Source organism: Bacteroidales bacterium, assembly GCA_023228145.1.
Lineage (GTDB): Bacteria > Bacteroidota > Bacteroidia > Bacteroidales > CAIWKO01 > CAIWKO01.
Window position 1 is genome coordinate 19,457 of sequence record JALOBU010000025.1, and the last position, 22,665, is coordinate 42,121.

The 22,665-nt window shown below is 39.6% G+C and carries 12 protein-coding genes; 6 read left to right on the forward strand and 6 right to left on the reverse strand.

Features of this window, described 5'->3' with window-relative positions; genetic code table 11:
* Nucleotides 1–36 precede the first annotated feature (36 nt).
* Entirely contained in the window at nt 37–3,942 is a 3,906-nt protein-coding gene (porU, locus tag M0R16_11045; GenBank protein ID MCK9613408.1) for a type IX secretion system sortase PorU, read from the forward strand.
* An 8-nt stretch (nt 3,943–3,950) separates the two neighbouring features.
* Here porU (M0R16_11045) and M0R16_11050 read toward each other — a convergent pair whose 3' ends face one another.
* Nucleotides 3,951–5,201, reverse strand: a complete 1,251-nt coding sequence (locus M0R16_11050) for a bifunctional folylpolyglutamate synthase/dihydrofolate synthase (protein ID MCK9613409.1) — start codon at nt 5,199–5,201, stop codon at nt 3,951–3,953.
* 619 nt (nt 5,202–5,820) lie between these two features.
* Here M0R16_11050 and M0R16_11055 point away from each other — a divergent pair.
* Nucleotides 5,821–7,197, forward strand: a complete 1,377-nt coding sequence (locus tag M0R16_11055) for an AAA family ATPase (protein ID MCK9613410.1) — start codon at nt 5,821–5,823, stop codon at nt 7,195–7,197.
* A 3-nt stretch (nt 7,198–7,200) separates the two neighbouring features.
* Here M0R16_11055 and ispF read toward each other — a convergent pair whose 3' ends face one another.
* The 5 genes from ispF to M0R16_11080 form a co-directional block, all read right to left on the reverse strand.
* Nucleotides 7,201–7,671, reverse strand: coding sequence for a 2-C-methyl-D-erythritol 2,4-cyclodiphosphate synthase (gene ispF, locus M0R16_11060; protein MCK9613411.1), 471 nt, complete (start codon nt 7,669–7,671; stop codon nt 7,201–7,203).
* Entirely contained in the window at nt 7,664–8,896 is a 1,233-nt protein-coding gene (porV, locus tag M0R16_11065) for a type IX secretion system outer membrane channel protein PorV (GenBank protein ID MCK9613412.1), read from the reverse strand. The genes ispF and porV overlap by 8 nt, the downstream gene beginning before the upstream one ends.
* Before the next feature lie 82 nt (nt 8,897–8,978).
* Nucleotides 8,979–12,413, reverse strand: coding sequence for a type IX secretion system sortase PorU (gene porU, locus M0R16_11070; GenBank protein ID MCK9613413.1), 3,435 nt, complete (start codon nt 12,411–12,413; stop codon nt 8,979–8,981).
* 59 nt (nt 12,414–12,472) lie between these two features.
* Entirely contained in the window at nt 12,473–13,087 is a 615-nt protein-coding gene (locus M0R16_11075; protein ID MCK9613414.1) for a hypothetical protein, read from the reverse strand.
* A 31-nt stretch (nt 13,088–13,118) separates the two neighbouring features.
* Nucleotides 13,119–14,411: a hypothetical protein gene (locus M0R16_11080; GenBank protein ID MCK9613415.1), complete on the reverse strand. Its 1,293-nt coding sequence runs from the start codon at nt 14,409–14,411 to the stop codon at nt 13,119–13,121.
* 276 nt (nt 14,412–14,687) lie between these two features.
* Between M0R16_11080 and M0R16_11085 the strand changes: the two genes are divergently transcribed.
* The 4 genes from M0R16_11085 to M0R16_11100 all read left to right on the forward strand — a co-directional run bounded on the left by M0R16_11085 (nt 14,688) and on the right by M0R16_11100 (nt 22,021).
* Entirely contained in the window at nt 14,688–15,089 is a 402-nt protein-coding gene (locus M0R16_11085; protein MCK9613416.1) for a hypothetical protein, read from the forward strand.
* On the forward strand, nt 15,086–17,578 hold the full coding sequence (locus M0R16_11090) for a gliding motility-associated C-terminal domain-containing protein (GenBank protein MCK9613417.1): 2,493 nt from the start codon (nt 15,086–15,088) through the stop codon (nt 17,576–17,578). The genes M0R16_11085 and M0R16_11090 overlap by 4 nt, the downstream gene beginning before the upstream one ends.
* Nucleotides 17,579–17,721: 143 nt before the next feature.
* A complete protein-coding gene (locus tag M0R16_11095; GenBank protein MCK9613418.1) occupies nt 17,722–19,596 on the forward strand; it encodes a sulfatase-like hydrolase/transferase in 1,875 nt (624 codons plus the stop codon).
* 229 nt (nt 19,597–19,825) lie between these two features.
* Nucleotides 19,826–22,021, forward strand: a complete 2,196-nt coding sequence (locus M0R16_11100; GenBank protein ID MCK9613419.1) for a PQQ-binding-like beta-propeller repeat protein — start codon at nt 19,826–19,828, stop codon at nt 22,019–22,021.
* The last annotated feature ends 644 nt before the right edge of the window (nt 22,022–22,665 follow it).

Sequence of the window (22,665 nt, forward strand, 5' to 3'; positions counted from 1 at the left end):
CTATCAAATAAAAAATTATTTTTGCCCCTTAAAATCTTGAAATTAACCTTTATAATGCTCAAAAGACACCTGATATTTTACTCCCTGTTGCTTATAGCTCTTTTCAATGTTTACCCTCAACAAAGACAAAGTCCTGATAAAAATACTGTGGTTTTAAAATGGAATGCCCCATTTAGCATGCAGTTGGCCGAAAATCTCAGCAGGCAATACCTGAATTTTGAGGGAGCCATATATCCGGATTCTACAGATATGCCATATTTTTTTGGTATCTACGAAACAAATACTAACAATTTATTACCTGTTGCAGAAATATCGGACGAAAAATTCGCTGAAGTCCCTGAAAGCGATAAAAATATTATAAAGAACTTCGAGAACTATTTAACAGAAAATATCAAAATACATTCTGAAATAAGCTATCGCAATAAAAAACAATATGTTACACTTTCTTTTCTTCCTTTTCGAAAAAACCCCGTTACAGGAAAAACAGAACGTTTGCTGTCATTTCGTTATCATATAAACTACAAAATGCCTAAAACCTCTGAACTACCCCTGAAAGCCAGGCCATATGCTTCCAATTCCGTGTTAAGCTCAGGTAATTGGTATATGTTTAAGGTTTACAAAACCGGTTTGCATATTATCACTTTTTCGGATCTGGAAGAGCTGGGATTGAATCCTTACAATCTTGATCCGAGAAACATAAGAATTTATGGTAACGGAGGCCAGATGCTCCCTGAAGATAACAGCAAATTCCGTTTTGATGATTTGCAGGAAAATGCCATAATGGTCAATGGGGAATCAGATGGTATTTTTAACCAGAACGATTATATTGTTTTTTATGCTAAAGGGCCGGAATCCTGGTCTCATGACAGTGCTAATAATATTTTTAATCATAGTATTAATAAATATTCTAAAACTTCAGCCTATTTTATTACAATTAGTCTGGGCCCGGGCAAGCGCATTACGGGAATACCTTCCCTGTCTGCCCCTGCCGACTTTACAGCAACTACATTTAATGATTATGCTTTTTATGAAAATGATTCACTCAACCTGATTAAATCCGGCAGGGAATTTTACGGGGAAGTTTTTGATATGACTACCAGCCGTTCATTTTCTTTTAACTTTCCAAACATTGTTGGGGGCAGCCCTATATTTATGAAAACTTCTTCCCTGGCACGTTCTGTTAACATCCCTACAAATTTCAAAATATACGCAAACGGCACCAAGATTCTTGATTATAATATTTCAGCTGTTTCATCGAGTTACACATCCAATTACGCTAATGTTGATACTAACAGCACAACTTTTTCGGCCACCAGCCCGCTAACTATCCAAATAAATTATTTTAAAAACGGCAATTCAAATGCGGTTGGCTGGCTTGATTACATTGAATTAAATGCCGTGCGTTCCCTTACATTTTCTTCCGGCCAGATGGCTTTCAGAAATCAACAAAGTATTGGGAAAGGAGTTACCGAATTTATTATCAGCAATGCTTCGGCAGCAGTTACTGTATGGGATGTTACTGATTTTACTGAGCCAAAAAAAATAAATACAACTGTAAATGGCTCTGAAATTTCATTCCGTGTACAGACAGATTCTTTAAAGGAGTTTGTTGCCTTTAGCGGGACATCTTTATATCCAATAAGCAAGCAAGGCAGAGTAGATAATCAGAATTTGCACGGACTTGGGCAATATGATATGGTGATTGTTTCACATCCGGCGTTTGTTTCTGAAGCCGGACGTATTGCCAATATGCACAGTGAAAATGATAACCTGACTGCTGTTGTTGTTACGCCACAGGCAATTTATAACGAGTTTTCTTCGGGCAATCAGGACATAACAGCCATCAAAGATTTTGTCAAGATGTTATACGACCGTGCAGGTTCTAATACGGAACTTCAGCCAAAATTTCTCCTGCTTATGGGAGATGCTTCTTATGATTATCTGAACCGGGTGAGCGACAATACAAATTATGTCCCTACATACCAAACATCCAATTCCCTGGACCCGACAAGTTCTTTTTTAACGGATGATTACTTTGGTTTTCTCGACGACACTGAGAGCGGAGCATATAATAACCAGCTGGATATCTCCATTGGCAGAATACCCGTTAAAAGTGCGGATGAAGCAAAAGCAGTTACAGACAAGATTTTAAGTTATACAGCAAAATACAACCTTTCAAATGGCGGCTCTTCATGCTCTGATTTTTCGAACAGCATCTCCAACTTTGCTGACTGGAGGAACATTGTATGTTTTGTTGCCGATGATGCAGATGTTCCAGGAGAAAATTTTATGGGGCAATCCGAAAACATTGCAGTATTTGTTGATACGGTTTACAACAACATCAACATTGACAAAATATACATGGATGCATACACACAGGTATCAACTCCGGGAGGGCAGCGTTATCCTGATGTTACAGATGCCATCAACAAACGTGTTGCCAAAGGAGCTTTGATTATCAATTATATTGGGCATGGCGGCGAAATAGGCTGGGCGCATGAAGCCATATTAGGATTAACAGATATTAACAGCTGGTCGAATAAAAATAACCTGCCTTTTTTCGTTACCGCCACCTGTGAGTTCAGCCGTTTTGACGACCCCGCTCGCACTTCAGCGGGGGAATTTGTGCTTTTAAATTCCGGAGGAGGCAGTATCGGACTTTTCACAACCACCCGCCTCGCTTTCGCCGGTTCAAATTATTCTCTGAACTTTAATTTTTTCAATAATATTTTCAAAAAAACGTCCGGAATATATCCTTATATCGGTGATGTTATTAAATCATCTAAAAACGCCATGGGATGTAGCTCCCCTATCAGCAATTTCAGCTTGCTTGGTGACCCGGCACTCAGGCTATCTTACCCAAAATACAATATTGTTACTACAGAAATAAACAACCATCCTGTTGCCGGTCTAAGCGATACCGTCAAAGCCATGGAAAAGGTAAGCATTTCAGGTTACGTTGCAGACAATTCAGGCGTAAAACTTACAAATTATAACGGAATACTATACCCGAGCATTTTTGATAAAAAAACGCAGCTGGTTTCAAATGGCAATGATGCCGGGTATCCGCAATCGTTCAGCCTTCAGAAAAATATTATTTACAAAGGAAAGGTCAGCGTAAATAACGGCGATTTCAAATTCAGTTTTGTTGTACCCAAAGATATCGCTTACAATTTCGGTAAAGGCAGGGTGAGTTATTATTCTCAGAATAATACTGAAGATGCTAATGGCTATTATGAAAACTTTATCATCGGCGGAACCAGCAATCAGGAAATCACCGACATTGACGGGCCGGAAATTAAAATCTATTTTAACGACACAAAATTTGTTCCTGGCGGTATTACCAATAAAAATCCTTTGTTGCTTGCGTATCTCAGCGACTCTGCCGGGCTGAACACCATCGGCAACGGAATCGGGCACGACATTTCTGCTGTACTGGATGATAATACCGAGAACACCATTTCGCTGAATGATTATTATGAATCTGACCTTGACACATATCAGAGCGGTATAGTAAAATACCCTTTTACAGGCCTTGACGAAGGAACCCATAAATTATTGTTAAAAGCATGGGATATCTATAACAACTCTGCTGAGGCAGAAATAGATTTTATTGTAGCAGAAACAGCCGATTTAGCCTTAGACCATGTTTTGAACTACCCTAATCCTTTTACAACCTACACAGAATTCTGGTTCGAACATAACCAGCCCTGCTGCGGACTTGAAGTGCTGGTACAGATATTTACCGTATCGGGCAAACTGATAAAAACCATCAACACCACTGTTGCCACTAATGGATTCAGGGCTGACCCCATACCCTGGGATGGTAGGGACGACTTCGGCGATCCTATCGGGAAAGGCGTATATATTTATAACCTAAAAGTTAAAAATAACAACGGCCAGCTTGCTCAGAAAATGGAGAAACTTGTTATTTTGAAATAATGTGGCACTCAAACCACTTCGGCAACTACAAAAATACTACCGCCTATAAAAATAACATCATCAGCATGTGCTTGTTGCATCGCTTCTTTGTATGCATGCTTAACACTATTATAAGCTTCACCTTGTAAACAAAAACTTTCGGCCTGGGATTTCAGTATGGAAGCATCAAGTCCACGGGGAATATCCGCTTTACAAAAATAATATACAGCATCCTTTGGCAATAATTTCAGGATTCCTGAAATATCTTTATCATTCACCATGCCGAACACAATGTGCAGCTTTCTGAGTTTCATTTTTTTCAATTGACGTACAACAATTTTTATCCCGTCATGGTTATGCCCTGTATCGCAAATGGTAAGCGGTTTATTTGCAAGAAGCTGCCAACGCCCTTGCAGGCCGGTATTGGTTACTACATTTTTAAGCCCTTTAAATATGGCTTCATCAAGAATTTTGTAACCCTGTTTTATTAAATGTTCCAAACCAGCAAAAACTGTCTGAATATTTTCTGTCTGATAGCTGCCTCCCAGCGCGCAATGCAAACTTTTGTGCATCAGTTTACCATGCCTGTATATATCAAAAATGCTCTCAAATGAAATACCATTTCCATTGTTAAAATTCCTGACTTTATATATGTTGTCGGCAAAACATATTTCTGTATTTTTCTCCAATGCCTTTTGCTCAAAAATATCTTTTGTATGATGCTGTGTTTTACCAATTATTACCGGAACTCCGGATTTAATGATGCCCGCTTTTTCTACAGCAATTTTTTTCAGTGTGTCGCCTAAAAACTGTGTATGGTCAAAACCAATATAAGTGATTACAGAAAGAATGGAACGGATAATATTTGTAGAATCCAGCCTCCCCCCCATTCCTGTTTCCACGACTGCAATATCAACTTTATTTTCTGAAAAATATTCCATTGCGATGGCGAAAGCCATTTCAAAAAAAGAGGGGTTGATAGTTTCAAAATCTTTTTTATATTTTGTCACAAAAGCGACCACCCTGCTTTTGGAAATCATTTTTCCATTAATACGGATACGTTCGCGGAAATCCTTCAGGTGAGGCGAAGTATAAAGTCCTGTTTTGTAACCGCTTTCCTGCAGTATAGATGCCAACATATGCGATACTGAACCTTTTCCGTTAGTGCCTGCTATGTGTATAGATGGGAAATTAACCTCAGGCTTACCAGTCAGATTGCTTAATGCGTGAGTATTATCAAGGTTGGCTTTGTATGCTGCCATACCGATGCGATGAAACATGGGCAGGCAATCATACATGTAATTTAAAATTTGAAGATATTTACTCATCGGAAAATTGACAAAAAGAACCGAACAAAATTAAACCTATTTATCACTACATAAGTAAAATGATAAACATTTTACAGATTAATCAATACCATTATTCATAGACTTATTGAACACAATTTATTACTATTCATGTTATCAGATTCTTCGAATCCCGATACAATAAGAAGTAAAGTAAATATTTAATAAATATTAACGGTAGGTTGTCTTAATGCTCAAATAAGCATGATTGGTTTCAAAAATATGTGAATGACTACCAGCGACTCCAGATGTTTTAACACGTTTAGTATTATTGCCGTATCCAAATGCAAAAAGCACACTGCCACTGGCTTCTGTCGCTTTTGCTCCCTTTATGACATCGTTCCATTTCCATTTGATGCATACCATGATATGATGACAGCATTATCATTTTCAAAACCAATTATATGGGCTATTCCGTAATACGTTTAAAAATCAACTTTTTTGCAATATATTTATTACTTTGTTTTTCTTTGCACTCGATATGACAAATCAACTGAATCAGGATTTAAATTCCAGGCATATTTCAGGGCTTCTTCTAAGAGCTTTCCCATATATGCCTACCTCCACTCAGGAGACGGCTATTGAAAAGCTTTCAGGTTTTATTGCATCGGAAGAAAAAAAACGCCTGTTTCTGCTGAAAGGCTATGCCGGCACAGGAAAAACCAGTATTGTCGGCGTGCTTGTGAAGATACTACCACAAATTGGCGTTGACACCTACCTGATGGCACCGACAGGAAGAGCTGCTAAAGTGCTGGCGGCTTACTCAGGCCATCCGGCCTACACCATACACAAAGGCATTTATCATGTCGGGGATGACGAGTCGGGATTTTATATAACGCTTCGCGAAAACAAACGTAAAAACACAGTGTTTATTGTTGATGAAGCTTCGATGATAGCAGGCGACACAGCAGGCAAACACGAATTATTTCCAGCATCAAACCTGCTTGATGATTTACTTACCTATGTTTACAGCGGTGAAAACTGTTCACTGGTCATGGTTGGCGACACAGCACAGTTACCGCCTGTAGGAACGGAGATAAGTCCTGCGTTTAATGAAAACCTACTAAGCAAAAGTTTTTTCCTGAATATTACAAGCTGCGAACTGACAGAAGTCGTGAGGCAGGAAGAAACATCAGGCATACTTGCCAACGCCACGCATATTCGTAAGATAATACATGCCCCGAAATTCAGGAAGGATTTTTTTGAAACAGCAAGTTATAAAGATGTAATAAGAATCAGCGGTACAGAACTTGAAGATGCGCTGAACACGGCATATTCTGCCGCAGGCGACACGGAATCCATTGTGATATGCCGTTCCAACAAAAGAGCCAATCTATACAATAATGAAATTCGTAAACGGCTTCTTTTCCGTGAAGGCACCATAAACTCGGGCGACAAAATCATGATAGTGAAAAACAACTATTACTGGTTATCGAAAAAATCCAAAGCAGGTTTTATTGCAAACGGCGATATAGCCGAAATACTCCGCATCAGAAAATTGGAACAAATCAACGATGTATTCAGCTTTGCCGACGCAACAATTCGGCTTGTGGATTACCCGGAAGAAAAAGATATTGATGTTAAGTTGCTTCTGAACACCCTGAGTTCTGAATTACCTTCCCTTCCTAACAGCGAATTCCGTAATTTGTTTCATGCAATTTCGGAAAATTATTCTCATATTCCTGAAAAAAACAAACGCTTAAAACAAATCTACAATGACCCTTATATTAACGCTTTACAGATAAAATTTGCCTATGCCATGACCTGCCACAAAACACAGGGCGGGCAATGGCAAAATGTTTTCGTTGAGCAGGGTTACCTGACGGATGAGATGGTGAACAGGGAATACCTTAGGTGGTTATATACTGCAATTACACGGGCAACAGGGAAACTCTTTCTTGTGAATTTTCACGACAGGTTTTACAGGTAAAAATTATTCGAGCAGGGCAACGGCATAAGCGGAAATGCCTTCTTCCCTGCCGATAAATCCCAGTTTTTCAGAAGTTTTTGCTTTAACGGAAATATCATAAATAGGAATGCCTATTACTTCGGAAAGTTTTTGCTTTATCAGTGTAATATAAGGTGCAATTTTTGGTTTTTCGAGACAGACAGTAGTGTCAATGTTTGAAATACGGTAGTCGTTATCAATCAGCATTTCTACAACTTTTCTCAGAAGTATTTTGCTGTCAATGCCTTTATACTGAGTGTCGGTATCCGGAAAATGAGTTCCTATATCGCCGAGGTTGGCCGCTCCCAAAAGCGCATCGCAGATGGCATGAATAAGCACATCGGCATCGGAGTGACCTGTGGCGCCTTTTTCAGATGGAATTTCTATGCCGCCGAGAAATAATTTAGCAGATGGGTCGAGTTTATGAGTGTCAAAACCAAATCCTATCCTACTCATTTTTCTTGATTTCGCCTTCGTTTTTTTCTTTCTTACTTTTAATTTTGTCAAAATTAAAAAGCAGGCTGAAACGAAGTGTATTTTCAAGGGGGCTTCGCTGCTGTGTTACAGGAATAAGGTAGGTAAAGTCGAGTCCGAAAACGCTGTAACGCAGACCGGCACCTATAGTTAAATATTTGCGGTTTCCCTTGGTTGCAGACTCATTAAAATAGCCCAGGCGTATGGAAAACTGTTTCGCATACCAGTATTCCACACCTGTGGAAATATTGATTTCTTTTATCTCTTCCTTAAAACCTCCGGGAGCATCATAAAACGATTGTATCATACCACGTACCACGCCCACATCAGGGTCTTTTCCGGCTTCAATAATCAGGTTGCCGTCGTTATCATACATATATTTTCCTGTGGAATCAAGCTGATATACCGGCGGGGTTGGTACCAGAAGCTTATTAAAATCAAGCAGGATTGCCAGTGAGTTGTTTTTGTCGAAATTCATCATGTATCCAAAGCCCAATTTGAGGTTGGTAGGAATAAAATCACGTTCAAGATTTTCAGTATAAGATATTTTGTTGCCTATGTTTGAAATGTTCACACCCAGAGAAAAAGTGGTGTTCATTTCTTTTATTTTGATAGGTTTGGCATAATATACGCTCACATCGGCGGCCACCGACTGCCCCGCTTTTGTTTTTGAATTATTGAAATAGCCTCCTCCGGTAAGATTTGAGTAAATATACCTCATAGCAATAGCGCCAGAAACTTCATTTGTAAATTTAAAAGCATAGGATGCGTCGAGAGAAAATTCATTCGGTTTATACTGGCCGATATTTTGCCCGATATCATTGGTAAAAGTGATATTTCCCAGTGAAAAATACCTCAACGACATGCCGATGACCTGCCTTTTGTTGATACGTTTATAGGCCCCGAGATAGGCAAGATTGATGTCTCCTACCAGTTTGCGGAGCCAGGGGATATAAGATACCGCGAAACCAAAATCCTTTTCAACAAAAGCATATTTGGCGGCATTGTAATGCATGGAGTTGGCATCTGCTTCGGAAGCTACACCGGCATCCCCCAGGCCTCCGCCACGTGCATCAGGAGCAATAAGTAACAAAGGAACAGCCGTGGTAATTGTATTAAGCTCTTCAGCATAAGACATAAAACTCTGAGCACCGGCAAAATTAACTGCCAACATTACAGAACAAAACACAAGCAGAACTTTCTTCATTGATATGGGTACGTTTTAAGAATGCAAAAATAACGATTTATTTATAATTATATTGTACAGGGTGTTTTTTTGAGGAAAATGTTTATTTAATTATAATCATTTTATCAGCGGCCTGCCTTTTTCTGCCTGCTGCATCGGTTAAAACAACCTGATAGGAATAAAATCCTTTTTGCAAAGGTTCGCCTTTCAGGCTCACGGCATCCCAGCAAATTTCAAGAGGTTTGTAATAAGCAGGCGGCACAGTCCCTGATAATTCAGCAGCTTTGCGCCCTGCGATATCGTAAACTGTAATGGTGTATTCCATGGCATCAATGCTCAAGTTGTGTTCTATATGAAAACATGTGTAAGCATTGACTGGGTCGGGATAATTATAAACACCGCCAACGCGTATATCTTCCGGAGTCAGCACATCAAAACGCACTTCCTTTTCGGAAGTATTGTCCAGTAAATCAGAAGCGCGAATCAGCAGTTTGTGAGGGCCATAACTTAAATTATTTAACTGGTATTCAATACTTCCAGAAGTATAAGTGTTCATGTCAGGAATATACACATCGTTAAGAAATACAGGATTATGTTCATCGTCATCCAGAATAAGTGTTATCTCTTTTCCGAAGCCCAGCCCGTAGCAATTGATGCCGCTGGTATCATGAAAGTTTAAAAACAAAGGCGGGTTGGCCGAAGTGTAATCACCGTCTTTAAAGTTTGCATCTTCAAGCCATGCGGAAATATCAGGCCCCAAAATATCCGTATCGGCGTTATTTCCTGAATTTAATAAAAAGAGGCTGTCAAGAACACCCCGTGCATCATCCCACTGATCTCTGGCATAATAGCTGATTTTGCCATAGCCGCTACCAAAACTGATATTTTTAGGAACAAAAAAGTCAAATTCAAACAAGCCGTTCACTACAGAAATATTTCCTTTATAAAGCACGGTATTCTGAACAAGAAAAGGTGCGGCATAGCTGTATTGAGCATCATTGGCAAGTGTAAAACAACGATAGGGTTTATCATAAACAAACGGAAAAAGGGTTCCATTGAAGCCTACAAGAACATTGCCTGCGGCATCACTTATATGGCCTTTTATTGTTAGTGTCCGGCAATTATGTATTGTGTCTCCGGCAGATAGCAGGGTATCTGAGATTACCTCATCCGTAACGATTTTATATTCCGGTATAGCAAATTCAAGTGCCGGGTCGCCGAGAAGGGTAAAATTTTGCATGTAAATTCCGGCAGGGCATGAATTTTTTGCATTTTTTATCATGTCGCCAAAACGCACTTTTTCTTCGGCAGAATTATTAAATGTGGATTTTATCAGGTTTTGGCTTAGCACTTCGTTTGAATGAGCATAGGCCACACGGGTAGTAGAAAACAAAGCAATGCCGCCTCCTTTTTCACTCAGCAGCAAATGCTCTCCTGCAGAAAAATATTCCGGATTGTCAAAGCGGCTGAATTCACAGGTAGCCGTAACAAATACCGGTAAGTTGTAAAAATTGGTATATTGCCCTATTTCAGCAAGAGTAACAATATTTTCCGCTGCCAGGCCGGCTTCCCCTCCATGTCCGAAATAATTAAACATAAGCGTTCCCTGCTCAATGCGGCTGTTGATGGCTTCGTTGGCATCAGGAAATTTTACACCAAAAGGGGTACTGACCTGTTTATAAGCATCCAGATAAACTTTGGTAAAATTGATATTTTTATCCAGGGAATCTATTGCCTGAACAAGTTTTTCGGCTTGTTTAAAATGAAGGTTGGCATCTTCGTCATCAGCAACAATGAGTACGTTGTTTCTCCATGGGTCATAATTTGATACCTGTCCGTCTCCCGGTTCATGGTTCACAAGATTTTGCCTTGCACCGTAACGTATGCACTTCTCTACAACCGTAGCCGCCTGCAAAGAATTGACTACCGGAAAACGCCCGATACCAACGTCAAGCTTCCCGCTAAGATTTTCACCTTCATCCGGGTCGAGCATGCCGAAAAAATCGTCGGAAACATAAGAACCTGTCGGGACTAATGAATTTAGTGTTTGCCAGGTTGGGATAATATTGGTGTTATATGCCAGCCTGTTTTTCATATCGTAAGAACCGTCACCAAATAGCAGCACATATTTCAGACTGTTCGCAGAGTCATCTGTCTCGTGTTCATAAAACATACGTATAAAATCCCTTAGGGCTGTAACATCCTGGCTCCCGGATGAGAATTCATTATACACCTGGTCAACACGGGTAATATTCACCGACATGCCATTGTTATTGTGAAACGCCGCCAGCACAGCAGCTTCATCAAGAAAATCAGGATGTGAAATAATAAGCATATTTGCTTGTGGCAAGCCATGCAGGTTTTGGTTGGGAACACTTTCACACAAAACCGGAGCCAACAGATTGTTGCTGTCAAAAGCAATATAAGCCGTCAGGCTGTCGGTATATGCCCTAAAAGAAACATCTGTACCTTGTATCGCAAGAGGCATTTCGCGAATATTAAAAAAGTCGGAAATATTCCATATTTTAACCGGATTATTTCCCGCAGCTATAACAAACTCACTTACCGGAATACCAATTGTTTGAATATTGTGAAAAACAAATTGCTCTCCATTATAAACCAGGTTTCTTAATGCCTCCGCCTCAATATAATTGAGCCAGCTTAAAGCTGTTGAATCGGTTTTATGATAAGTAATCTTCACTGTAAGTGTGTCGGAATCTGGTAAAAAGCTCAGTGACGACACTAAACTTTTTGCATATTCCGCATTACTGCTACTAGGTATCTGATTGATGGAATCGCATCTCGAAATTCCTGAAGCTTCCACAGTAAGGGCGCTTTTTGCCATGGAACGGGCAGTAAAACTCACCCTAACTTTTGCCATATCATCGTGGCTGATGCCCGTAAAAATAAAATTAAAAAACTGCTGGGTATTTTCATCAAAAGATTCGCCAAACCATATCTTTCCCGATTTTAAAAGGTTCCTCAGTTCCTGTTCATGATAAAGATGCTCATTGTATTTATTGACACTGAGCCCGGGAGCATCAATGATTTCGGGATATTGCACTATTCTTTTTCCGGGGCCTTTATCAAAAGAGATGAAATAAAAAACCGTGTCGGAATAATAGTGCTGTTGATGTTCAAAATTATGCAGTATAGGGTTGTAGTTCCATTTCACGGAAGATTGCCCATAAAAAAGAACATAGTCGCCCTGATCAATTAAGCCGTCGCCGCCATCATACACCTGAACAGCATTTTCTATTAGGTCATCATAGCGTGACGAAGCATTTTTTTCGGGGAGCATTGCCCCTCCATTACCATAAAGGCGAAAATTCTGAGAATAAAATGGCTCAGCGGCACTCAGTTGCTTCAGGTTGTCGTATGTCAGCTTGTAAACGCCTTGCTGCACTGTAGCTATCTTATACCAAGCTCCTTCGGCCAGCACGGAGTTTCCCGAAAAATTCCCTCTGGCGGCGTTCTGTGCATAAGTTGCAGAAGCTGTGGAAATAATAAACAGTAAAACGGCGAGTCGTGTTTTCATCCTTTAAACAGCAAAGTTAAGAAAAAGCGACATATCACGTTTAGCTTCGGAATTAGGTATTATTTGGTTTTTTTACGTTTTCTGGGAAAATGCTGGCGGTCGTTGATGACAACACGCAAGCCCAGCAAGCGGTGCAGATTGCCGTAATCGCTGATAATCTTGTCGTGAATATTTTTTATCCCTTTCGAATCCAGCAAATCTTTTTGCAGTGCATCAAAAACAAATAAATCGCACGCCGTGGCCTGAAGCCAGTCCACTTCGGTTTTGTAACCAATGGCGGCTATGGCATCCGTTTTATCGAGAAATCTTTTAATATTCCGCTCATCTGTATTCAGGGTGGAACATGAGCCAAAGTATATCACTTTTCCATAACATTTTTCTTTAAGCAGTTCAGAAATCAATTCAAGTGTCACGGCAGTTTCTTTTCCTACAAATATCCTTTCTTCTTTTCCATGGAAGGCAAGATAAAGGATGGGGTATTTGTTTGATACGGTTTTTTTTCTCCAGGTAGATATCAGGAAAAGCAATTCTTCATAAGTAGCGCAATCATGATAAATAAAATTGCAGGTTTCCCGCTTTTCCAGCAATTCGAGTATAGGCAACACCGTTGACCTGTCGGAAATATCATCAGGGTTCCACAAGCCTTCAATACAATAAATCCCTTTCGTTTTCATAGCATATCAAATTATAAGACAGCACTATTTATTATTCAGGGTTCCTTTCTGATGCCCTTCGTTCTCCCAAAATATGGTAATTTTTTTGTTGAATTGCTTTTCGGGGGAGCTCCCTTTTTTTGTATAACGACTTTACATGATAATTATGATATGCCAGTGTAATATTCGTTACTATGCCCGAAAAAAGCATCAGCATCATCAAAATTCCGAACCATTTTTTTCTGAACAATGGCTGCCAGCAATAAAATGAATACAGCATCACTAAAGGGAACAAAACATAAAAGGTATGAGAAGAAGGGCCTTTTACGCTAAAGAAAAAGCTGAACCACGTAAACATCAGGGTAAAAAATAATATCCATTTTACCTGCCGGAAACCTTTGACAGGGTTTCTCATAAAAAAAGATATGAGCATATATGCCACCTGAAGAAAACCCGAAAGTATTGCAAATAGAAGGAAGGGAACCGCATACAAATAATCGCGGAAGAAACAGAGCCTGGAAGCCCCGTCGGTATCAATAAAACGTGGGATTTCGTTTGAAGCAAGAGATAAATAACGCAGCATTAAAGTAAAAAATTCTTTTACATTTGAAAAATTAAACTCAACATTTGAGGCAAGGCCGCCGCCTTCATGAAACCCAAATTTAAAATAAGCAGGCAGAAGCAGCAAGGCAGGAAGGAGGCAGCCGGCAAAAAAGGCAGGAACGGATAATTTATTTTCAAAAAATGATTTCCAGAACGCATAAAAAACAAAAGGAACAAGCAACACCCAGGACATGTGCAGCTGATACACCCAAAACAACGCAAAACCCATCATAAAAAATGCCAGTGGTATTTTTACAAAGCCAATCCTTAAACTCCGAACAGCTTCAAAAAAACCGATAAAAAATAAAACAGAGCCAAACAATACATAAGAAGGGTTAAACACATGAGTGGAAAGATTCATTACCCATGGGCACGTCATTATCCATATCCATAAAAACCAAGACGGGGTTTCTGTAAACTTTTTTTGTAAATATGCTCCGAACAGACACAAAACTGCAAAAGACAAAAGGTTTAAAAGAATATACGGAGCTTCGGGAATTTGTACCAGAAAAAAAGGTAGGCCTACCAGCAAACCCAGTAAGGCCCCGGGGATCTGCGTAGCCGTGTAAACAATATCCGGGCCGAAGTAAGGGAAAACACCTGTGGTATAATACCTGAGCCCGATAAGATACACCTGCAATTCATCTTCAAACCAAAACTCAGAACACAAGCCATAAGCAAGGCGCAGGGCAAAAAGAAATATAAGTACGATAAAAAAAATTATTCCACGGCTATGTTTCATATTTCAAAAATACTATTTCTGCATTACATGGAAACATAATTATAATTATTGATATTATTTGATATAAACATCAAACAAATAAGTATATTCCAACTTTATCGTATTTCATTTGCAACATTCCGCTCAATAATTACAAATATAAGCATGAATACATATTTCAAAATTATTCTCATATAATCATCAATATTTTAAGTGAACGTAAGCATCAAAAAGTTTAATAATTAGTGTCATGAGTATAAATATTTTATTATTTTTGTAAAAATTATACACTTCGGCATGAATTTATTTACTTCAAAATTATTATCAGTATTATTGTTCACTTTTATTGCATATTCAACAAACCTATATGCTCAAAGCAACACAACAATAAACCCCATCGCAAAAAAATATTTCACTGCCCGACAGGCAGACTCATTATCAAAATCAGAAATAAGGGCAGTAAACTACATGTTCACTTCTTCATACATTGTTGACACAACCACTTCCGTCTATAAAAAATGGATTAAAGAAAATGGAGACATTGATATCGTTTTACTAAAACCGCAAAGAAAGAAATCAGAAAGAACCTTTTACAGAAATGAAAAATATCCTGGTTTTGTAATAGAGTTTCTATCCAGAGATGAAGTTGAGGCAAAAATTAATAGTATTTTAAATACTCCTAAATCAAAAAATCAATGAAAAAGTATTTTTTTATTTTCACCGCCTTATTCTTATATTCCGTTATTATTACACAGGCACAAATACCTACCTATCAGATGAGCGACCAACCAATTACTGGTGTATGCGAAGGGATTTTTACAGATTCGGATGCCGGAACCGACCTATTAATAAACCCTAATACTTATGGAAACAACGAAAGTTTTATCATGACTTTTTGTTCTGGTTCAAACGAACCTATGACATTTGCTTTTTCATCACTTGATATTGGCAGTGGCGACCACCTGGTTATTTTTGACGGGCCAAATACTTCATCACCTGTGTTGTATGATTTGTCAAACACCAATCCCGGTTCTCTGACTATTTATTCCACTGGCACATGTTTAACATTCTGGTTTTCAAGTGATGCAAGCGGAAGTTTGTTTGCTGCTAATGGAAATTGGTCAGCATATTTTGCATGCGGAATAGTAACTCCTCCGGTGGTTGCAGCAGATAATTGTGAAAATGCCCCTACAATTTGCAGTCTGGATGGTTATTTTGGAAATACCAGCAGTAATTATACCCCTGATGAACCTGGTAATATGTGCCAATCGTGTGGTTTATTTGAAGGTTCGCTTGAAAATAATTCGTGGTTACAATTTGTAGCAAACAATAGCACTGTTGTGTTTACAGTGACATTATTGTCCTGCAGCGATAATATTGGAATTCAGTTCGGTGTTTATTCAGGATCCAATTGTAACAACTTTGCTTTAATGACTCCCGTTTCATGGACAGATGTAGATGCTCCAATCACACCCGGGACTGTCTCCACAATTACAGCCACCGGCCTTGTCCCTGGACAAGTTTATTATATCATGATTGATGGAAATGCCGGCGACGATTGCCAATATATTATCAATGGCCTGTCGGGCATACAACTTGGGGCATCCATAACACCAAACCAGACAATATGCCAAGGCGAATCTGCCACCATACAGATAAATGTTGATGCCAGTATTCCAATCACATGGATTTCAAACCCACCTGACCCCGGGTTAGCTGGTCAGGAGAACAACACTACCATTACCGTAAGCCCTGCTTCTTCAACAACGTATTCTGTTCATGTTCAGAACACTACCGGATTTTGTTCCATGGATACAACACTAGTTTCTGCTGTTACTGTGTTACCTGCTAGCGACCCACTTTGTTCAGGAGGGGGTATAAGTTGTTCTATCGACAAAACGGATGCAAGCATGTGCCCTGTTGCGCCAACATTCACATGCGATGGAACAGCCACTGTGATTGTTAATGGCGCGGACGGCCCTTTCAATTATTTATGGAATGACGGAAACACCAGCGATACCCGAAATGACCTTTGTGCAGGAACCTATTCGGTGACGGTTTCAGATCCGAACGGGCAATATTCCCCTACATCTTGTTCTGTTACCATACTCGGCCCACCCTCACCGGTGATAACAGCAACAGCATCACCATCAATAATTATCAATGGTGATTCTTCTGTAATATGCGCTTCCGGAGGTATTTCCTATACATGGTCATCTACGCCTGCAGATAATTCATTAACCGGCCAGAATAATCTTCCATGCCCGGTCGTTTTTCCATCATCAACTACCACTTATATAGTGGTCGGCGTTGATGCGGGCGGATGTCAAAATACAACAAGTGTAACTGTTACGGTAGCGGCTGAGCCCCCTGTTGTGGATTTTGAAGCTTACCCATTATCAGGGTGTGAGCCTCTTACTGTTCATTTCACGGATTTATCTTCAAATGTTGAACCGGATGCCACTTATTATTGGGATTTTGGTAACACCACCTATTCCTATGAACAAAACCCGACAGCTTACTATGCAAATTCCGGTACATATGATGTATCACTAACGGTTACAAACTCTATAAACTCTGCAGCAACTCTGGTAAAACAACAATACATTACTGTTTACCCAAAGCCTATAGCAATTTTCTCTACATCTCCTGAAAACAGTACAAGTATTATCGATCCTACCTTTAGTTTTTTCGACAACTCACTCAGAGATCCGGTTCAATGGTACTGGACATTTGGAGATGGAGAATACTCCACTTCACAAAACACCTTTCACTGTTATTCTTATGATGACATTTATTATCATTTTCCATCCATGGAAGATACGGGAACCTATCTTGTTACACTCATTGTTACAACGATACATGGGTGCTCAGATACCACATCAAAGTATATTTACATTGAATCCGATTATGCATTGTATGTTCCCAATGCATTTACACCCAATGAGGACCCAAAAAATCAATATTTCTGCCCCGCCGGATATGGAATACTAAATGAAGATTTTAGCATGCATATTTACAATCGTTGGGGACAGAGGGTTTATGAAACCCAAACATGGGATGATTGCTGGGATGGTAAATATAATAACAAGCCTGCCGCAACGGGGACTTATGTATATATCATCAACTTTTCAGATTCAAAAAGGCACAAACACACAGCGAAAGGAATTGTAACTCTTTACAGATAAAGAAACAATACAAGTCAAGCGTTAATATTATAATTACACCCAACTTGGGGTAATAGATGTATTGTAATAACCCATGAGCTATTAAAAATTAAAATAGTTAATAGTACAATAAGTTAAATTTAATAAATTTGTACTTGATTTTTATGAAAAAAACATCTTTTAGCGAGATTAAATTTCCAATATGGTACTTCCTGAAACTTTTTATTTTCTGGATGCTGCTTTTTGAGGCGGAAAGGATAATTTTTCTTTTGTTTAATTACAAAGACTTGCTGGGCATTCCTTTTTCACAAATCATGCTATCATTTTTTTATGCGCTGGGCTCCGACATTTCGGCATCCTGCTACCTGATGATACTCCCATTTCTTATCATCACTACCGGAATGTTCACTAACAAAAGCGAAGCTTTTTTCGCAGTGGCAAAATGGGCAAACTACCTGTTAATAATCTTGTACCTGAGCATCAGTTTTGCCGGCATCGCATTGTATAACAACTGGGGGACAAAAGTAAATTCCAAAGCCTTGTCGTTTATCACATATCCTAAAGAAATCTTCGAAATAATTTTCAACATTTCTAACCTTTTATATTTTGCATTGATGGTAGCTGTTATTTTGCCTGTCATTTTATTATTTAAAAGAATCTTTAAGAGACAGCAGCCTGTGAAACCCGGAATTCTTGCGATATTAATTTTTTTAATTGTTTTTTCCGGACTGATGTTCACCGGTGTGCGGGGAGGCATACAAAAGCAGCCTATCAATAAAAGCTGGTGTTTTTATTCGGGGCATTCCATATTAAATTTTGCAGCTCTCAACGACCTTTGGAATATCACTTCCATACTCTCACACCCTCAGATAAAAACAAACCCTTACACTTATTTTCGGGAAGCTGAATTTGAAAAAACCATTGAAGAGCTTTACAAGACGGAGAAAGACACAACTGAACTATTATGCACAAGCACCCGCCCGAATATTGTCCTTATTATTCTGGAGAGTTTCAGCGCTGATGCCGTTGCCTGCCTTGGCGGTGAAAAAGGTATTGCCCCCAACTTTGATTCCCTGGCACAAAAAGGTTTGCTGTTCACAGAGTTTTATGCCACCGGATTCCGTACCGACCAGGGTATTGTGGCCCTGCTCAGCAGCTTTGCCGCACAGCCCCGCACTTCTATTATCAATAATTATGAAAAATTTGACAAGCTACCAAATTTTATTACTACTCTGAGAAAAAATGGTTATTATACATCTTTATATTTTGGTGGTGACCCGGCTTATGCAGAAATGGAATCCTACCTGCAGGTGTCGGGGATTGATTTGTTAATCAGGGAAGGCGATATACCCCACACACACCGAACCGACTGGGGAGCTTACGATGAAGATGTGTTCAACTTCCAGCTGCACGACCTAAAAAACAGTAAAGAGCCATTTTTCTCCATCATGCTCAGCCTCACCAATCATGAATATTTTGAAGCCGATGTTCCGAAAATTTATCAGGGAAAAGACCAGTGCACACTCTTCAGAAATACCGCACATTATACCGACAAGTGCCTGTATGACTTTCTGAAAGCTTCAGAAAAAGAACCCTGGTACAACAACACCCTATTCATCATCACCGCCGACCATGCCCACCGCTGCCCGCTGGAACGCACTTACAATGAACCCCTCCGACATCATATTCCTTTTTTATTTTACGGCAATGCTTTGAAAGAACAATATCGGGGAAAAACAATAAACAAAACAGGCTCTCATCTTGATTTGACAGCTACTTTGCTCGCACAACTCAACATCGTCAACTATGATTTTGAATGGAGCAAAAACCTGATGAATAAGTACGCACAGGGCTTTGCTTTTTATGTCTTTGATGATGGCTTTGGGTTTATTACCGACAGTGCGGATATCGTTTATGACCACAACCTGAAAGCGGCAGTTACCAAAAAAATGAAAATAGAAGGTGCTGATACAGAAAAAGCCCTCAGGCAGGGCAAAGCTTTTTTACAAAAAACCTTTCAGGAATATATTAAGTTATAAGTTCCGGATTTACTTTTTCTACAAACAAGATAATTAATAACGATTTTTTTGATGTTTAGAATGTGCATGCATTGCATTCACAAAAAAAAATGCACATTAAAACCGGCTGCAGTTACCAAACCACTTGAAAAAGTATTAATCTTTATGCGTTGTTATTTCCGCTTTTATTTTACGGAAATCTATAACAAAAAAAAATGGCTATCCGTTAATAATTAATAATTATACGATTATGAAAAAGATAATATTTGTTTGTTTGACATTATGGCTAAACGCTGCGGTTTTCGCACAAGTTAGCTATACATTGCGCATCATGGATGTTTACGGAAAACCCATGAGCAATATAGAAGTTACTGCAATAAATAATGATATTGGATTAACGCTTAAATCAAAAACTGATATGAACGGATGCGCTTTATTTACGCTTACGAAGGCAGGAATGTACACGTTCAGCTACCTTGAGATGAAAGACGTGAAAAGCTTTGAGATGCCCGAAAACGTGAAAGGACAGAGCAAAAGCACTGTTACGTACGACCCGGAGAAAATTTTCGAGTGGAAGCCCTGCAACCGTTCAGGTATTGTTTTCAAATCACAAACGCCCCTGCAACTAAAAGGGCAAACAAACATAGCAAAAGTTACCATCGAAGTTTTGCAGAACGACAACACCATAGTGCCTGATGTCGCAGTGGATATTGTGGATTGTAAAAATAAAATCAAGTATGCTGCCAAAGCAAATTCAGCGGGAATTGCTGTATTTTATGTTCCTGTAAATCAGGAATACGAAGTGGACATCGCCGGCAGCGAAGCTTTGCGCAAGTTGAAACTGCCCAATCATTCCTACATGGAATATAAAGAAACGGTATTTTACGAAAAGACCAAAGTGAAGGGAACCATCAAGGGCGACACCATCCTCCAGAAACAGATTACCCAAGGCGAAGGAACCACAACACATCTGCTGTTTACCTTTAAGCTGAAAGATTACAACAGCAATCCCCTGCCTGACGAGCCTGTTTATGTTTGCGCCGAAAACAACAAAAGAGTTTATGAAGGGCTTACGGACAAGAATGGCGCCTGCAGGTTTATGCTGGAGAAAGGTAACAATTACATCATCAACCTGAAATACGAACAGGGAGCTTCGTTTGTTGAAGCTTCCAACACCAAAGGTTTTGCTACAGCAGAAGAAACGCGCACTTACCGCGGCTCAAAAAACATCGAGAAAATGCTTGCCGAAAGGCATATGAACGAAAAGGGATTTGTGGTGAACCATAATGAAACGCCCATCCGCCCAGCTCCGCGACCCGTCAACTACCTGAAAAAGACCGCACAGGGCTACGATGTGGATTTTGCCCCCTCCGGCCCCGTGGGAACACCCACAGTCATCAACAATAAATTGTTTACCCAGCAGGGTTTTTATTCTCCGAATTTTTATTGCCTCGATGCCACCACAGGACAATATCTCTGGGGTGTGGAACTGGGCGAATCGGGCACCTCGCCGGCTGTTTACCACGACGGTGTCCTGCTTATCAACACTTACTCTTGTACGCTGTATGCCCTGGAAGCTTCCACAGGAAAGATGCTCTGGAGCAAATGGCTGGCAGGAACCATCTATTCCACGCCCTCAGCCGACAGCAACTGCGTATATGTTGTGTACGATAACGGCGGAGCCAACCCCAAAAACAAAGCCGAATCGTTTGTTGTGGCCTGCTTCGACCTGCGCAGCGGCAAAATGAACTGGATAAACTGGATAGACAACGAAGTCATCGCCTGCCCTGTGGTTGACGGCAAAGAAGTTCACATCGCCTCGCAAAACGGCAGCTATTATGTTTTCGACAAGGCGTCGGGCCAACCCCTGATATCATCAAAAACCGTAAAAGCCGTCTCCTCCCCTACACTGACAAAGGAAAATATTTTCCTCACAGCTGCCGTAAACGGTAAAGAACAACTGGTGGTACTTGACAGAAAAAGCCTGAAGGTGATGAAAACATACAGCACCATACTTGCCCCGTCAAAAATCACCGACAACTACAACTGTTACAAAAAAATGAACTTCAACGGTGCACATCCCATCGTGTATAAAAATAAAATAGTTGTCCTCCTTGACAGCCTGACAGTAAGGGCTTTTGATGCCACCTCCGAAAAGATACTATGGCAACAGCCCTTAAAAACAAACTCCAGTCAGATACCCATAGTGGCCAATGACAAAGTGATCGTTGCCGCTAAAAATGGTAATGTGATGAGCTATGATATTAACACCGGAACACCACAGACCTTGCAAAAAAGCAACGAGACCATCGAAGGACAGCCGGTTCTGACTAACGGAGCCATGTATGTGGGCTCTTCAGAGATACTGAAGGTAACAAAATCAACACAAAAATATTCCTGGAACCAGTGGAATAAGGACGCAAGGCACAATGCTTATTGGGAGTGAATTAGCAATGAACAATTATCACTGAACAATGAGCAGTTAGCAGTTGGAAGTTGGAGGTTTTATCTGTTGAGTGGTATTAGAAGGGAGAGAAAGCAGGCAGACTACAGTCTTCAGTCCACAATCTGCAGTTGGCAGTTCATTCAGTAGGCGTTATTTCAAGGTTGTTTTATTGAACCTTGAGAATTGAGCATTGGATATTGAATTTTTTTGAATTTTATTTACAGTCTTCAGTCGGTGGTGTAGTCGTTTCTTGGGGACATGCGAAGAGAGATAAGATGTGATATGAAGTGATAATTTTTTTTATTATTATGTAATCTTGGTTTTTTATATTTTTTTGAACTTGTTAAAACGGATAAAAAATTATTATATTTGTTAATTCGTTTGCAAATGGTTACAAACGGTTACAAACGGAAATGTAAAAAACTAAAGCGTTAATGACTAACAATTTAAAATGTTAAAATTGGATAAATGCAATCAAGTTACTAAAGTAGAAATAAACGTAATACGCTAACACAATAGTTATGTTCTATTTTGAGGGGAGTCGACAAGACAAAAACAAAATAAGTATCACTGTGTTATCTCATCTATGGTTAACAGATGACGAAACAATTATTGATAAATTTTGTGGCGAAAATAAATGGTGG

What these genes read in the sequence shown, in the direction of transcription:
- M0R16_11050 (MCK9613409.1), bottom strand. Translation starts at nt 5,201, where the DNA reads ATGTTTCATCGCATCGGTATGGCAGCATACAAAGCCAACCTTGATAAT.
- M0R16_11055 (MCK9613410.1), top strand. Translation starts at nt 5,821, where the DNA reads ATGCCTACCTCCACTCAGGAGACGGCTATTGAAAAGCTTTCAGGTTTT.
- ispF (MCK9613411.1), bottom strand. Translation starts at nt 7,671, where the DNA reads ATGAGTAGGATAGGATTTGGTTTTGACACTCATAAACTCGACCCATCT.
- porV (MCK9613412.1), bottom strand. Translation starts at nt 8,896, where the DNA reads ATGAAGAAAGTTCTGCTTGTGTTTTGTTCTGTAATGTTGGCAGTTAAT.
- porU (MCK9613413.1), bottom strand. Translation starts at nt 12,413, where the DNA reads ATGAAAACACGACTCGCCGTTTTACTGTTTATTATTTCCACAGCTTCT.
- M0R16_11075 (MCK9613414.1), bottom strand. Translation starts at nt 13,087, where the DNA reads ATGAAAACGAAAGGGATTTATTGTATTGAAGGCTTGTGGAACCCTGAT.
- M0R16_11080 (MCK9613415.1), bottom strand. Translation starts at nt 14,411, where the DNA reads ATGAAACATAGCCGTGGAATAATTTTTTTTATCGTACTTATATTTCTT.
- M0R16_11085 (MCK9613416.1), top strand. Translation starts at nt 14,688, where the DNA reads ATGAATTTATTTACTTCAAAATTATTATCAGTATTATTGTTCACTTTT.
- M0R16_11090 (MCK9613417.1), top strand. Translation starts at nt 15,086, where the DNA reads ATGAAAAAGTATTTTTTTATTTTCACCGCCTTATTCTTATATTCCGTT.
- M0R16_11095 (MCK9613418.1), top strand. Translation starts at nt 17,722, where the DNA reads ATGAAAAAAACATCTTTTAGCGAGATTAAATTTCCAATATGGTACTTC.
- M0R16_11100 (MCK9613419.1), top strand. Translation starts at nt 19,826, where the DNA reads ATGAAAAAGATAATATTTGTTTGTTTGACATTATGGCTAAACGCTGCG.